The organism is Thiorhodococcus drewsii AZ1 (assembly GCF_000224065.1).
In the GTDB taxonomy this organism is placed as follows: Bacteria; Pseudomonadota; Gammaproteobacteria; order Chromatiales; family Chromatiaceae; genus Imhoffiella; species Imhoffiella drewsii.
The window spans coordinates 193,026-207,631 of record NZ_AFWT01000002.1 but is presented as its reverse complement, the minus strand read 5'-3'; the positions used below and the strand labels follow the sequence as shown (position 1 = coordinate 207,631).

At 61.4% G+C, this 14,606-nt stretch carries 7 protein-coding genes; 4 read left to right on the top strand and 3 right to left on the bottom strand.

The window, feature by feature from the left end:
* Window positions 1-105: 105 nt before the first annotated feature.
* The 3 genes from THIDRDRAFT_RS23500 to THIDRDRAFT_RS02170 all read right to left on the bottom strand — a co-directional run bounded on the left by THIDRDRAFT_RS23500 (window position 106) and on the right by THIDRDRAFT_RS02170 (window position 7,405).
* Window positions 106-3,051 (bottom strand): serine/threonine-protein kinase, encoded by a 2,946-nt coding sequence (locus THIDRDRAFT_RS23500; protein ID WP_007039152.1) that lies wholly within the window; start codon window positions 3,049-3,051, stop codon window positions 106-108.
* 242 nt (window positions 3,052-3,293) lie between these two features.
* Window positions 3,294-5,681: an SUMF1/EgtB/PvdO family nonheme iron enzyme gene (locus THIDRDRAFT_RS23495; RefSeq protein ID WP_007039151.1), complete on the bottom strand. Its 2,388-nt coding sequence runs from the start codon at window positions 5,679-5,681 to the stop codon at window positions 3,294-3,296.
* Between the two features lie 209 nt (window positions 5,682-5,890).
* Window positions 5,891-7,405: a dynamin family protein gene (locus THIDRDRAFT_RS02170; RefSeq protein WP_007039150.1), complete on the bottom strand. Its 1,515-nt coding sequence runs from the start codon at window positions 7,403-7,405 to the stop codon at window positions 5,891-5,893.
* Window positions 7,406-7,898: 493 nt separating this feature from the next.
* Between THIDRDRAFT_RS02170 and THIDRDRAFT_RS02165 the strand changes: the two genes are divergently transcribed.
* From THIDRDRAFT_RS02165 to THIDRDRAFT_RS02145, 4 genes are all read left to right on the top strand, one after another.
* Window positions 7,899-9,041, top strand: coding sequence for an efflux RND transporter periplasmic adaptor subunit (locus tag THIDRDRAFT_RS02165; protein ID WP_245535764.1), 1,143 nt, complete (start codon window positions 7,899-7,901; stop codon window positions 9,039-9,041).
* A 73-nt stretch (window positions 9,042-9,114) separates the two neighbouring features.
* Window positions 9,115-13,047 (top strand): efflux RND transporter permease subunit, encoded by a 3,933-nt coding sequence (locus THIDRDRAFT_RS02160; RefSeq protein ID WP_007039147.1) that lies wholly within the window; start codon window positions 9,115-9,117, stop codon window positions 13,045-13,047.
* Between the two features lie 3 nt (window positions 13,048-13,050).
* A complete protein-coding gene (locus THIDRDRAFT_RS25430) occupies window positions 13,051-13,686 on the top strand; it encodes a hypothetical protein (RefSeq protein WP_007039146.1) in 636 nt (211 codons plus the stop codon).
* Between the two features lie 121 nt (window positions 13,687-13,807).
* Window positions 13,808-14,569, top strand: a complete 762-nt coding sequence (locus THIDRDRAFT_RS02145; RefSeq protein WP_007039145.1) for a LolA-like protein — start codon at window positions 13,808-13,810, stop codon at window positions 14,567-14,569.
* Window positions 14,570-14,606 lie beyond the last annotated feature (37 nt).

The window sequence follows — 14,606 nt, the reverse complement described above, 5'->3', positions numbered from 1 at the left end:
GTCACGGTCCATTCAGTATATCGTTCGTCTTTACTTCTCGATGAAATGATGCAAATTGCGCTTCATGACTCAAAATCGAATGATCCTACCATTAGGCTCACGGAATCATAGATTCAATTTTTTAATCATCTCGCGTGCGCCTTTATGCCCTTGATTTGCTGCTTGATGGAACCAATATGCGGCTTGATGGTGATCCGCAGGGACTCCAAGGCCAAATTCATAAAGCATGCCGAGGTTATTCTGTGCGTCAGCATGGCCTTGTTTCGATGCTTTTTCAAACCAAAGAAACGCCTGATAATAGTCAGGGCCGACCCCTTCACCGACCATGAACTTGACGCCGTAATTATTTTGGGCTTGCGCGTGACCCTGTTCGGCTGCTTTGCGATACCAGTGGTCTGCTTGAGATTGGTCTTTGTTAACTCCGCGGCCTTCTGAATACATTATTCCAAGATTGTATTGTGCATTAGCAAACCCCTGCTCGGCCGCTTTGCGGTACCAGCGAGCCGCTTGAGATTGATTTTTTTTAACTCCACGGCCTTCTGAATACATTATACCAAGATTGTACTGTGCTTCAGTATGTCCTTGACTGGCGGCTTTGTGAAACCATTCAGCTGATTGCTGGTCATCCTTTTTAGTGCCACGACCGAAGGTGTTAATTAAACCGAGATTGTATTGAGCTTCAATATACCCTTGCTCGGCCGCTTTATGGAACCATTTCAATGCCTGGTGGTCACTTTGGATGACACCTCGTCCGTAAAAAAATGCGATACCGAGACTGTTTTGCGCAGCAGCATGACCTTGTTCAGCCGCTTTTCTAAACCAATGTGACGCCTGATGCTGATCCAGTTCGATACCGCGGCCTTCTGAATGCATTACACCAAGATTGTTTTGTGCATCAGCACTTCCCTGCTCGGCTGCCTTGCGATACCACTCTACGGCCTGTTGGTCATCTTTGGTGATGCCAAGACCATTTGCATACATTACGCCGAGGTTGTTTTGTGCATCAGCATTTCCTTGCTCGGCTGCCTTGCGATACCACTCTACAGCCTGTCGGTCATCTTTGGTGGTACCAAGACCATTTGCATACATTACACCGAGATTATATTGAGCCATGGCATGGCCGTTTATGGCTGCTTTATTAAATAAGCGCAAAGCTTTTCGGTTATCTTGATCGGTATTAGTTTCCAAATATATGAAGCCGAGATGAGATTGTAGACCTATGAGGTCCGAATTTATCGGGTTGATCTCTTCAGCTTTGGCAATCCAATTGGCGGCTGCATCGGGAGCGCTGCGGTCGAGTTGAGCATACGCCAAAGCTAGATAGGCATCGGCAATGCGTCTACGCCCGTTAGATTCAATTTTTGCTCGTTCGCGTTCGATTCCATTCCATTTCGCGCGACCACCTTCGGGAATGAGAGCTAGAATCTTTTGCAAGTCATCTAGAGCGTGGCCGTCGTGCCCACTAGTAAGGGCATTGCGCTTGATATGGGTGTTGAAGCGACCCTCAAGATCAGCAATTTGGCGAGCATTGGCTTGGATTTCGTGGCTTGCCGGATTGATTGAGCTGATCGCCCTATTATCCAGACGCCTAGTGTTGGCATTGACGTTGGAGCCTACGTTATTCTCGCCCGCTGGGGCATCCGGCAAAGGTATGTGTGGCAACGTTGGTTTTGGTGGCGCAGCAGCGGGAGGGGGCGCTGGAATGACCGGCTCACCCGTGTGGACGGGCGTGGGAAATTGGATATCGCTTTCCAGAGAGAGGGTTATCCAAAGAACCCAACCGCCTGCAGAGATGATTCCAAACGGGGTCAGCAGACGAACTGCTGGCTTCTTTTTCTTTATCCGGGCTTTGATTGTTTTTCGGTTAGGTATTGGGCTTTCTTCGGATTCGTCAACGCTTAATGCCTCGTCCTCACCGGATTGGATCTCATCCTCATCGGTAATCGGTTCGGGCTTTGGAATAGGAGCCGGCTCGGACGGAGGCGGCATTTGGGTCAGGGCCGCTAGCCGGAATTGCATGTCGATGGCATCCCGGGGACGCTGGTTGGCCGCTAGGCGCAGACAGTCCATTAGTACTCCGGCGAGTCCAGAGTCCAGTTCCGGGACCCGTGCCCTCAAATCGGCGAGCGGTGCGCCGGTGCTGCGTGCATCGGTCGGCGGTGGTGCGCATGCGGTCAATGCTGTGTAGAGCGTTGCACCCAGAGTGTAGGTGTCTGCGGCAGCTGTGACGGATTTGTTTCGCTGAGGGTCGGCCTGTTCCGGGGGCATGAAATGCGGATGTCCGACCCCGGCACCGATCGAGGCGTTGCCAGCCATTCGCGCACCGTGTCGCGCCAGACCGAAATCGAGCAGTTTGACGCGCCCCGGGTCAGGCTCGGTCGAGATGGGGTCGTTCTGAAGGAAGAGGTTGTTGGGGCTGAGGTCCAGGTGCAGGATTGGCCCCTGTGATTTGGATTGGCTATGCAGATAGGCCAATCCATCCAGGGCCGAGAACAGGAGCGGAAGCGCCTGGGCTGCGGGTAGTCGACGTTCCAGCACCAGGCCCGCGCTGGTTTCTTTCAGCCCACCCAGGAATTCCGACAGGGTCTGTCCCCGAAGACGCTCCATCACCAGGTAGGCGGTTTTGTTCTCCTCCAGTACGTCGTGGGCCTGGACGATGCCCGGATGCTCGAGTCGGGCCAGCAACTGCGCCTCTTCCAGAAAGCGCTTCTTCCATTTGTCCAGCAACGCCTCGCTATCCGCTTGAACTGGGACAACGGACAAGCTGTCGTGCCCACTGCGTTTAGCCAATGGGTTCCAGGTCGAGGGAAAGAACTCCTTGATGGCGACAGGCTTGCCGAGCCGGGTTTGCCAGCCGGCATAGACCACGCCGAAACCACCCGGCCGTCCGAGGACGCGGCCGACCCGATAGAGTCCATCACAGAGTCCGGTGAAAGGTGCGAGCAGGCTGGAGTCAGGCTCATAATCGCGCCAGTCGAAACCACAATGGCGGCAGACCGGATTGGGGGCGGGGGACTGAAAGCAATCGGGACAGTGGCTGGTGCGGTCCATCGGGTCTCCAGAATCACAGGGACGATAGCCGCCAGGGTCTTTTCGAAAGGCGCGCCCAGTTTTTGTGCGACGCGCCGGGAGGATAGATTTGCGGCCCGTCACCCATTTCGCCCGATTGAAGCAAGGGATTCAAGCGCGAATGTGACTGCTATAGGGTTACGCTTTTTGTGTCTGGAAATGGAATCCTTGGCCTTTGGCATGGGCGAATGCCGACGAATCAGTCGAAGGTCCAGACACCGACGCTAGAGTGAATCCTGGGCAAGTCGGAACCCGATGTCCGCATAGCGGTAGCCCGGCTTGTTGCTGCCTCGGAGCGCAGAGCGCACCCAGTTCGGTGCGGCGTTGAACCAGGAGCTGCCCCGGAGCGACCGGCGGCCGGGATTGGTTTCATCGGAACATCGACTCTCGGCTCCGCCATAGCGTTTGTCGTAGACCGAGCAGGTCCACTCCCAGACATTGCCGAGCATGTCTTCCAGTCCCCAGGGGTTGGCTCGGAAACTGCCGACCGGGGCGGACCATTCGTAACCATCGTCACAGGGAAAGCCCAGCTTCCAGCCATGCGCCTTGTCGGCGATGTTGGCGTATTGGCATGCCCTGGCATCGACGGCATCGCCCCAATAACGCGCGCCCCGCGTCCCAGCGCGGGCGGCATATTCCCATTCCGCCTCGGTTGGAAGCCGGTAGCGCCCCTCTCCCTGCGCGTTGAGCCAGGCGATGTAGGCTTGGGTGTCGTACCAGCTCACGCAGGCGACCGGATGCAGTTGCTGGTTGTATTGATCGGCGTTTGGATTGCGCCAATTCGCGTCTGCCCTGGCGCGCCACGACGTCCAACGCTTCTCTTGGTCGTAGTCCGCAAAGCAGCCCTCAAGATCCCCCGCGTTGCGCTCCGCGTCCGTGAGGTATCCCGTCGCTGCGACGAACCGACTGAACTCATCGACCGTGACTTCATGTTTGCCCAGTCGAAAGTCTTGGACACAGACGTGGTGCTGGCGCTCGTCCTCAAGGCGCTCAGCTTCATTCGCGGAACTCCCCATCTGAAAACATCCACCCTGGATTTCAAGCATCTCGGGGGCCGGGATCAGCTCTGCGTGCACTGTGCGCGGCTCACCAGGCGTTAGATCGACCTGGGCCTCATAGTGAAAAAAGCCGGCCTTCTCGATGCGGATTTGGTGTGTCCCCGCTGCGGCTTCATAGGGTTCGGGACTCGTCGGGCCAATACGGCGTCCGTCCAGATACCAGGTGTCTCCACTGACGTTGGAGCGCACGATCAGCTCGCCCTGCGGCTTGACTGGCGGTTCAGGGATTGGCGTCACAGAAATAGGGTGGGGTGTCTCATCGGACGCTGGGAACATGGCGGCCCAAAGAGACCAGCCGCCCGCGACGATGGCTCCTATCAAGATCAGTGCGAGCAGTCCTTTTTTGCGTCCCCGCGTGCCGTGCTGCGGGCGTTCGGATTCGCCGTCCGACGCATCAACGGCGCTCGGCGAGGCATCTGAGGGGGATGGGGTCTCATACGTATCGTGAATCGATACCGGATGTTGGGTGGCGGTCGGTTCGGGTGGCGGCGGAGGCGGCAGTTGGGTCAGTGCCGCCAGCCGGGCTTGCAGGTCCAGCGCATCCCGAGGGCGTTGGTCGGCCGCCAGGTTTAGGCAGTCCATCAGGACCCGAGCCACACCAGGATCCAATTCAGGGACCCGTGCACTCAGGTCCGCAAGCGGTGTGCCGGCACGGCGTGCTTCCGCAGGTGGCGGCGCAGCGGCGGTCAGTGCGGTGTAGAGCGTGGCGCCCAGGGTGTAAACGTCCGCCGTAGGGGTGACGGGCTGCTGGCGTTGGCGGTCGGCCTGCTCCGGGGGCATGAAGTGGGGATGTCCGACTCCAGCGCCGATCGAGGCGTTTCCCACCGTCCGCTCACCGTTGCGCGCCAGGCCGAAATCGAGCAGTTTGATGCGTCCTGGGTCGGGTGCGTTTGCTATCGGATCCCGTTGTAGAAATAGATTGTTGGGGGTGAGGTCCAGGTGCAGGACCGGTCCCTTGGGTGCGGGTTGGCGATGCAGGTAGGCCAATCCATCCAGCGCCGAGAGCAGCAGTGGAAGTGCTTGGGCGGCGGGTAGCCGACGTTCCAGCACCAGTCCCGTACCGGTTTGCCGAAGCCCGCCGAGCGCATCCGCCAAGGTCAGCCCCGCGAGACGTTCCATCACCAGATAGGCGGTTTGGTTCTCCTCCAGCACGTCATGGGCCTGGACGATGCCCGGGTGATCGAACTGTGCCAGTAGCCGTGCCTCTTCTAGGAAGCGTTCCTTCCAGCGTGCGAACGCATCCGGGTCGAGTGGGGAAACGGACAGGCTGTCCTGTCCGTTGCGCTTGGCCAATGGGTTGAAGGTGGAGGGAAAGAATTCCTTGATGGCTACGGGTTTGCCGATTCGGGCTTGCCAGCCGGCATAGACCACCCCGAAACCGCCCGGTCGGCCAAGGACGCGACCGACCAGATAGAGTCCGTCTCCGAGCCTGGTGAAGGGTGCGAGCAGGCTGGCGTCATGCACATAGACGCTCGCGTCGAATCCGCAATGGCCGCAGACCGGATCGGGGGCAGGGGACTGAAAACAATCGGGGCAATGATTGGAACGATCCATCGGGTCTCTCGGGAAGCGGCGTCGGCGGCGATATCCGTGAACGGGGTTGCTATCGCTGGATCGAGCCGCTCGCGATGGGGCTGTGCGCCTTTGGGGGTGGCAGAGGTCGCCTGATCGCGATCTTCATGGGCGAACCGCTCCATCAGTGTCGGCAGACAGGCCGTTTACCTGTCTGCCGAGGAGCGTGGAAGCGAGCGATCGGCTGGGTTTCAGGCGGGTTCCGGCTTCATCTCGCTCAGGTCTCGGCTGTTGGTGGGGGTGGAGGATTGCTGCCAGGTACTGTCTTGCGCGCCCTTCGGATTGGTGAAGCTCGCGTTTAGGGTCTGGATATAGCTTTCGCAACCCTGGAAGACCTCGTCGATCTCGGAGCGCGATCCGCTGTTCCAGCCGAACGCCCGTCCGAGCAGCACGGTGCGCCAGAAACGTGTGTTGTGCCGGAAGGCGGCGATGACGTCGCCGGGCGGATCGCGCTTCTCGACCTCCTTGCGCAGACCAGGCACGAGGCTCGCTGCAGCGAGACGGCGCACGCCGAAATGGATCAGGATCGCGATCAGCGCCAGCGTGCCCTCTAAGGCGTCGAGTCCCCAGGGGACGCTCTTCACCAGGTCGAGCCAGTGTGCCTCGTAGACCAGTCCGTGCCACTGGCCTGCGTTTAGGCTCCAGACCATGAAGCTGGCGACGGCACCGATCAGCAGGAGCGCGTCGGTCGCCAGGGTGCGGCGACGCCATTTGCGTAGCGTTCCATTCAGCAGGTCGACCGTGTTGTGCCTGAAGTCGGTGGCGGTTTTGCGTAGTGCCGCGATGATGCGGTAAGCACGCTCGATTTCGACCTGCTCCATGCGCTGATAGATCTCGTTCAGATCTTCGTCGCGCTTCTTCTCGAAGCGCTTGCGGCGATACTCGTCCTTGATATAGGTATCGACGTCAGGGCAGTAGATGGTATAGAAGCGTCCGGCCGTGAGGCCTGCCTCGCCCATGGCGCGCAGCCAGGCGGCGACCACGTCTTCTGGGTTGTCCTCGCCTGCGGTCGAGTCGAGCTGGTTGAGGATGTAGAGAAACTTGCCGGAGTCGGAGCGCTTGATGGTGTCGCCGACCAGATGCTTCAGTGTGTCGCGCATGGCGCCCGGCTCGGGGTGGCGCGCGTCGAAAAAGACCAGGACCAGATCGGACAGGTCGATCATGTGGTTGGTGATGCGCAGCACCGCCGTGCGTTGGGCGTCGGCGTCGAATCCGGGCGAGTCGATCAGGATCTTGCCGCGCAGCCGATCGCTATGGGTGGTCTTGAGTTGGAGGTAGGCGTCGATCCGGCTGCCCTCGCCGTTGGCGACCTCTTCGATGGACTGCGACATGCGGAAAAAGGGGAAGCGCGGATCCGAGTCGAGCGAGACACCCGGAAGGGTGTGGCTCGTCTCCTCGGGGCTGTAGACGACGACGGTGAAGCGATCGTCGACCGCCTGGTTGCCCGTGCGCTGCAGTTTGCGTCCGAGGTAATGGTTGACGAAGGTCGACTTGCCGGCTGAGAAGGTGCCGAGGATGGAGATCAGCGGCCACCAGGGGATCTGATTGGCGAAGGATTGATTGGATTCCAGCAATCCCATGCGGTATGCGACATGATCGATCGCCCTGAAGCTCTGCACCGCGCTGAGCAGGACGGGGTTCTCCTGGGACAGGTGCGATTCCAGTTCTTGGAGGCGTTGCTGAAGGGCGTCGGACGTGGACGTCATGGATGGGCTCCTCAGGTATTTCTCGGCGGTCGTCGAACAAACCGCAGCGGACAGGGTGGGCTGATGATGGTGGAAACCGGCGTATGTCGGGAGACCGCGTCGGGCGCTTCCGCAGTGGTTCGCGATGTTACACCCATCCTCGCCCGAGACGGTAGCCGCCTGTCTAGCGAGGGAATTTGCAGGCCCAATCCGATCCGGATTCGCGCACTGGAGCTTGCCATCGGCTTGAATGTGGTCATGTGCTGAATGCATACTGCGCAACTGCGCCGCGAGGCATGGGCGAGGCAACGGAAGCGAGCGGCCTGCGATCCCGCGCGGTGCGTGGTCCGTCTGGCATGTATCCGAGTCCAGTCGGCCTCTCCCCGAGACGGGCGCCATGTGCGACGCAGGGCCCGATGTCCTCGCCATTCAGGTCCGACCGCATCCATGCCCGTCGGGCATTCGACTCAAATATAAGAAGTATCATTTGGTGTGCGATCCGATGGGAATACAGATGAGTAATGCGCCCGCTGTGCGCCTGTTCGCCTTCGTCTTGGCGTTTGTTCCGGGCTTGGTGCTCGGGCAGGTCGGGGAATCTTTCGTCGTTCAGCAGACCCAGGGGGCGCCCACGGTATCGGTGGGTGGCACCGTGGTGCCCTATAAGGAGGTCACGCTCTCGGCCCAGCTGCCTGGGCGTGTGACCTTCATCGCCGGCCGCGAGGGCAATTCCTTCGAGGATGGCAAGTTGCTGGTCGCCATCGACGACGAGGAGCTGCTCGCCAACCGTCGTGCGCTGCTCGCTCAGATGGCCAGCGCCGACGCCAAATTGCGCAATGCCGGTGTGCAGTACACGCGCGAGATCTATTCTCCCCAGTCGCGGAACGCCCCGGGAGGCATGGGGCTGCCCAATCTGTTCGATCAGATGTTCACCCGTCCGGTGGAGAGCTTCGTCGGCGAACGCGATCACTCCACCGAGCGTTCGGCCGATCTGTTCGCCTCCGGTATCCAGATCCAGGAAGCGCGTAGCGCCATGATGCGTTTGCAGGCCGAGTTGCAGGCGCTCGACTCCAAGATTCGCGACGCGCGCAGCATCTCGCCCTTCGCCGGCGTCATCGTCAAGAAGTTCGTCGAGGTGGGCGATACGGTTCAGCCCGGTCAGCCCCTGATCAATTTCGCCGACATCGAATTTCTCCAGGTCGAAGTGGACGTGCCGGCGCGTCTTCGCTCCGGATTGCACGAAGGTCAGATGATTCCGGCTGAGATCGATCCGGGCGATCGGCGCGTGCCGGTCCGGGTGGCTCAGATCTATCCCATGGCCGATCCGCAGCGCCATACGGTGAAGGTCAAGTTCGACCTGCCTCAGGGCGTCTCGGAGCCCGGCATGTACGCCAAGGTGTTGGTCTCCGACATCAATGCGCCGGTCAAGTCCAATCCGGTGATTCCGAAGAACGCCGTGCGCTACAACGGCAGCCTTCCAGGCGTCTATGTGCTCGACGACAGCGGTCGGCCGCAGCTGCGTTTGATCCGTGTCGGCGAGGCGTTGAACGATGGCCTCATCACGGTCCTCAGCGGACTGCGCGCGGGCGAGCGGGTTCTGCTCAACCCCGGCCCTGGGGTGACGGCCGGTTGGTCGAAGGGAGGAGCTGCGGATCGCTGATGCGATCGGCGATACATCTCTCAGCCGGCCGCGACCGCGTGGCATCGGCCTGGACAGTCTGGATTGGATGGATATGAGTCAAGATCTTAGCGCACAGTCTTCGCAAGAAAGCCCGCTGTTGTCGAAGTCCGAGCAATTGGGCGTTGCCGGCCGCACGGCCAAATTCTTCATTCGTTCTCCGCTTTCCCCGCTGTTCTATGTCGCCATGCTCATGATGGGGCTGCTGGGGCTCATTCTGACGCCGCGTCAGGAGGACCCGCAGATCTCGGTCCCCATGATCGACATCATGGTGCAGTATCCCGGTGCCTCGGCACAGCAGGTCGCCAACCTCGCGGTCCAGCCACTCGAGCGGATCATGAGCGAGATCGCCGGCATCAAGCACGTCTATTCGGTGGCGCAGCGCGGGCAGGGGCTGGTTACGGTCGAGTTCGACGTCGGCGAGGAGATGGGACCCTCGCTGGTCAAGGTGAACGACCGGCTCGCCTCCAACATGGACAAGATTCCGCCCGGCGTCCTGCCCCCGCTGGTCAAAAGCAAGGGAATCGACGACGTTCCCATCGTCACGCTGACGCTCTGGTCCAAGGATCTCGACCGCGACGGTGCGGCCGACGTCGACGACGCCCAGCTGCGTCTGCTCGCCCAGGACGTGCTCCAGGCGCTCAAGCAGGTCCCGAACACGGGCAACGCCTTCATCGTCGGCGGCCGCCGCGAGCAGGTGACCATCAACGTCTCGCCCGAGCGTCTGTCGGGCTATCGCATCAGTCTCGATCAGGTCGCCCAGACCATCAAGGGCGCCAATGCCGAGACCACCGCCGGCGGCGTCGAGGTGAGCGGATCGCGCTTCTCGGTGACCACCGGTGCCTTCCTGACCGGGGTCGAGGACATCGCTCGACTGGTGGTCGGGACCTACAATGACGTCCCCGTCTATCTGCACGATGTCGCCGATATCCGGCTCGGTCCAGAGGAGGATGCCTCGCAGCTCGTAAGCTATTACAGCGGCGCCTCCGCCGAGGATGTCGAGCGGGCCGACGGCCGTCCTGCAGTGACCATCGCCATCGCCAAGAAGGAGTTGACCAACGGCGTCACCGTCGCCCAGTCGATCATCGACAAGGTCGAGGAGCTGAAGGGGTCGCGCATTCCCGATAACGTCGAGGTGAGCGTCACCCGCAACTACGGCGAGACCGCCAACGAGAAGGTCAATGAGCTGATCTTCAAGCTGATCGTCGCGACCGGCTTCGTCTTCTTGCTGGTGCTGGCGGCCTTCCGTGCATTGCGTCCGGCGATCGTCGTCATGCTGGTCATTCCGGTCGTGCTCTTCATGACGGTCTTCGTCGCCTGGATCTGGGGCATGACCATCGACCGGGTCAGTCTGTTCGCGCTCATCTTCTCGATCGGCATCCTGGTCGACGATGCCATAGTCGTTATCGAGAACATCTATCGGCGCTGGCTGGAGGAGGGGCGTACCGACGACGAGACGGCGGTCGACGCCGTGCGCGAGGTCGGCAATCCGACCATTCTCGCCACCTTCACCGTCATCGCGGCACTGCTGCCCATGGGCTTCGTCAGCGGCATGATGGGGCCTTACATGGCGCCGATTCCCAAGCTCGGCTCGGTGGCCATGTTCATCTCGCTGTTCGCGGCCTTCGTCTTCACGCCCTATCTGGCGATCTCCAAGTGGCTGCGTCCCTCAATGCGTTATCTGAACGCTGCCGAGAAGCGCGAGCATCGCGACGCCGAGCGCCTGGAGCGCTTCTTCCGGCGCATCTTGACCCCGCTGATGGAGAATCCGCGCAAGCGCGCCATCTTCCGGCTGACGCTTTGGGGCACCTTCCTGTTCACCTGCTCCTTCTTTTACTTCCACTGGGTGTCGGTGAAGATGCTGCCGCTCGACAATAAGCCCGAGTTCTCGGTGGTCATCGATATGCCCGAGGGCACCGCGCTGCCGGTCACGGCCAACCTGGCTCATCGCATGGCCGAGCGGATCAAAGGGGTCCCCGAGGTGACCGCGATGCAGCTCTATGTGGGCACCGCGCGACCCTTCGACTTCAACGGCATGGTCCGTCACTACTATCTGCGTTCCGATCCCTGGCAGGCCGAGCTCCAGGTCCAGCTCAGCGACAAGCATGCGCGCGAACGCAGCAGTCACGAGATCGCGGTCGAGGCGCGCAACCTGCTGGAGCCCATCCTGTCCGGCACCGGTGCGCGGATCGCCGTGGTCGAGATGCCACCGGGGCCGCCGGTTCTCCAGTCGGTGGTGGCCGAGATCTATGGACCGAACACCGAACTGAGGCATCGGTTCGCGCGCGAGGTGACGGACTTCTTTACCCAGGCCGAGAGTACGCGCGACGTCGACAACTATCTGCGAGATCCCTTCGATTACTGGCGCTTCAACGTGGATACCGAGAAGGCGGTGCGTCGTGGCATCTCCGTCGATACCATCAACCGCAATCTGTCGATGGCGCTCGGCGGCGCTCCGATGGGCGACATCAAACAGCAGACCGGGCGCCAGAGCGGGCACGAGCCGATCCAGATCGCGCTGCAGGTGCCGTTGGCCGAGCGTTCCGAGATCCAGCGTCTCGGGGATCTGCCGATTCAGTCGAGCCAGGGTTTCACCGTGCCTCTGAGCGAGCTTGGATCCTTCCAGCGCACGCCCGAGGAGGACCTCATCTATCACAAGGATCTGCGGCCGGTCGAGTTCGTGGTCTCGGATGTCGGCGGCCGTTTGGCGGCGCCCGTCTATGCCATGTTCCAGGTCCAGGATCTGATGGCGGCGCAGGACTATACGGCGCCCGACGGCTCCAAGCCGGCGGCCAGCGGCGGCTCCGGCGATGCCTTCTATTGGCTCGGTCCACCGCCCGACAACAGCCGTCTGGCCTGGGAGTGGGGCGGCGAATGGACCGTGACCTACGAGACCTTCCGCGATATGGGGGCGGCCTTTGGCGTGGCGCTGGTCCTCATCTATATCCTGGTGGTCTGGGAGTTCGGGAACTTCCGTATCCCGCTCGTCATCATGGCGCCCATTCCGTTGACCTTGCTAGGCATCATCCCGGCCCATTCGGTGATGTTCGCCCTGGGAATCGGCGGCGAGTTCACCGCGACCTCGATGATCGGCTGGATCGCCCTGGCCGGTATCATCGTGCGTAACTCCATTCTGCTGGTCGACTTCGCGATCCACGAGATCCAGAAGGGCGTACCTGTGGCCGAGGCCATGATCCGCTCCTGTAAGATTCGGACGCGTCCGATCCTCATCACCGCTCTGGCGCTGGTGGCCGGGTCGAGCGTCATCATCACGGATCCGATCTTCCAGGGCATGGCCATCTCGCTGCTGTCCGGCGTGCTGGTCTCGACCATGCTGACCCTGATCGTCATTCCGCTGGGCTGCGTCGCGGCGAAGGAGGATATGTGCATGGTCGCCGGTGCGAGCATGCCGCCCGGTGTCGAAATGCCCTGTCGGATGGAGGCCGGTGCCGCGCGGGTTGCGAAGGCGGTGAAGACTGGGCGCATGCGACGTCTGTTCGACATGCTGGTCGAGTTCTTCGTGCTGTTTTTCTATGCGATCCGAGGCATCTTCCTACTCCTGTTCGACGCCTTGAAGGGGCTGCGCAAGACCAAACCCAAGCCCAAGTCGCGATCCGTGCGTCCCGAGCCGGCTGCACAGCCGGCCGCCGAGCCCGCTCGGCCCGAGACCTCGGTCGTGCCGGAGCCAGAACCGCCGCAGGAACCGGCTGCGCTGGACGCGGGTGCAGAGCCCGAATCGGTGGTGACGCCTCCGGCCAAGACAACGGCATCCAAGAAGACCGCTTCCAAAAAGGCAGCCGCCAAGAAGCCGGCGGCCAAGAAGGCCGCAAGCAAGAAAACGGCGACGAAAAAGGCGGCGAGCAAGAAAACGGCTGCCTCCTCGCAAACGGCTCCGACCAAGGCGGCGGGCGGTGCGACCCAGAAGAAGTCTCCTCGGCGCGGGATCCGTCTCAAGGTCGATGACGATACGGATCCCGATCGGAGCTGATGCATGAGCTTCTGGATCCTTTCTGGCTCGGGCTGGGGCGTTCGCCCGGGCTTGCGGGGGCGCGGTTTGATCATCGCGCTCTGTTGTTGCTGCAGCCTGGAGTGCCTCGCCCAATCGGCGTCGGATGGGCGTTGGTCCGCCGCGCCGTCCTCGGGCGCTCGGTCTTGGGGGGAGCCGTCGGTCGCGGAGCGTTGGAGCGCGAGCCCCAGTGTCTACGGAGCGCCTTCGCCGGGGGACGTCTATTCGCCGCAGGACGCGAACGCATGGCGCTTCGCTCCGAGGGGCGATACGCCGCGTTCGAGCGATGGCTACGGGCTTCGCTCGGATGGCTCGCTCGATTCGCGCTGGAGGGGCGGTTCCGCTGCGGTGGGTTCGGGGTTCTCTGAATCGGTTCCGGCCCAGGGCTATCGTTTTCGTGACGATCCCTCGTTGAATGGGGCCGTCCGTGCTGGCGAGGACGCGAGCCGGTATCGTTTTCGTCCGCTCTCGGACGCGGAGCGTCGACAGGCCACCGATGATAAGGATTCGGTTTGGCGTCCGTTCGACTCCGGTGAGGAGGGCCGGCGCCCGGCAGATCTCTACGACTCGATGCAGCCGCCGGGTGGCAACGGATATGACCAGCCCGAAGGCTGGCGTTGACTGGGGCTGGACAGGGCCCAGATGACGGGCGGAATCGATCGCACGGACGCTGGTTCGGAGCCGTGGATCGACTGACCCGATCGGCGTGATCTAAAGCGACACACCAGGGGAGCGAGACATAATGAGTATTCGAAGAACCGTTCAGATTGCGATTTTCCTGTCGTCGGCAGTCATGGCGACGGCCGGGGCTCAGATCGCGGGAACCCAATTCTCGGCCGACATGGTCAGCCGGGGGCCGGACGGTCAGGTGTCGACCGGCAAGATGTATGTGGGTGATGGCCGGATGCGTGTGGAAATGAACCAACAGGGCAAGGAGGTCGTGCGCATCACCGATCAGACTCAGGGTCGCGAGCTGCTGCTCTTTCCCGATCGAAAGGGTTACATGGAGCGTGACCTGGCAGCCGATCGGCAGGATTCGCCTGCGTCGGCCAACGCCGATCCCTGTGCGGGGCTGGACGGGGTGAATTGCCGCAAGGTCGGCGAGGAGGATGTCGGTGGACGCGCGGCGGTGAAGTGGGAGATGTCGGTCGTGCGCGACGGTCAGACCCTCACCGGTGTCCAATGGATCGATGTCGAGCGCGGTCTACCGCTCAAATACCGGATGCCCAATGGCCAATCCATGGAGCTGCGGATGGTTGGTAAGGAGACGATCGATGGCCGCGCTGTCGAGAAATGGGAGATGACGAGCGCCGCGCCCAATCAGCAGCCGGTGAAGACCTTTCAGTGGTATGACCCCGAGCTGAAGCTTTCGGTGCGCGAGGAATTTCCGGGCGGCTATGTCCGCGAGCTCGACAGGATTCAGGTTGGCGACCAACCGGACGCACTGTTCGACATTCCGGCCGGCTATAGCCGCATGGAATCGCCCCCCCCGACACAGCGCTAGTCCGTCAGCGGATCACAGGATGGCAGACCCCTTCTCG

Coding starts and splice junctions, on each gene's coding strand:
- THIDRDRAFT_RS23500 (WP_007039152.1), bottom strand. CDS start 3,051: ATGGACCGCACCAGCCACTGTCCCGATTGCTTTCAGTCCCCCGCCCCC.
- THIDRDRAFT_RS23495 (WP_007039151.1), bottom strand. CDS start 5,681: ATGGATCGTTCCAATCATTGCCCCGATTGTTTTCAGTCCCCTGCCCCC.
- THIDRDRAFT_RS02170 (WP_007039150.1), bottom strand. CDS start 7,405: ATGACGTCCACGTCCGACGCCCTTCAGCAACGCCTCCAAGAACTGGAA.
- THIDRDRAFT_RS02165 (WP_245535764.1), top strand. CDS start 7,899: ATGAGTAATGCGCCCGCTGTGCGCCTGTTCGCCTTCGTCTTGGCGTTT.
- THIDRDRAFT_RS02160 (WP_007039147.1), top strand. CDS start 9,115: ATGAGTCAAGATCTTAGCGCACAGTCTTCGCAAGAAAGCCCGCTGTTG.
- THIDRDRAFT_RS25430 (WP_007039146.1), top strand. CDS start 13,051: ATGAGCTTCTGGATCCTTTCTGGCTCGGGCTGGGGCGTTCGCCCGGGC.
- THIDRDRAFT_RS02145 (WP_007039145.1), top strand. CDS start 13,808: ATGAGTATTCGAAGAACCGTTCAGATTGCGATTTTCCTGTCGTCGGCA.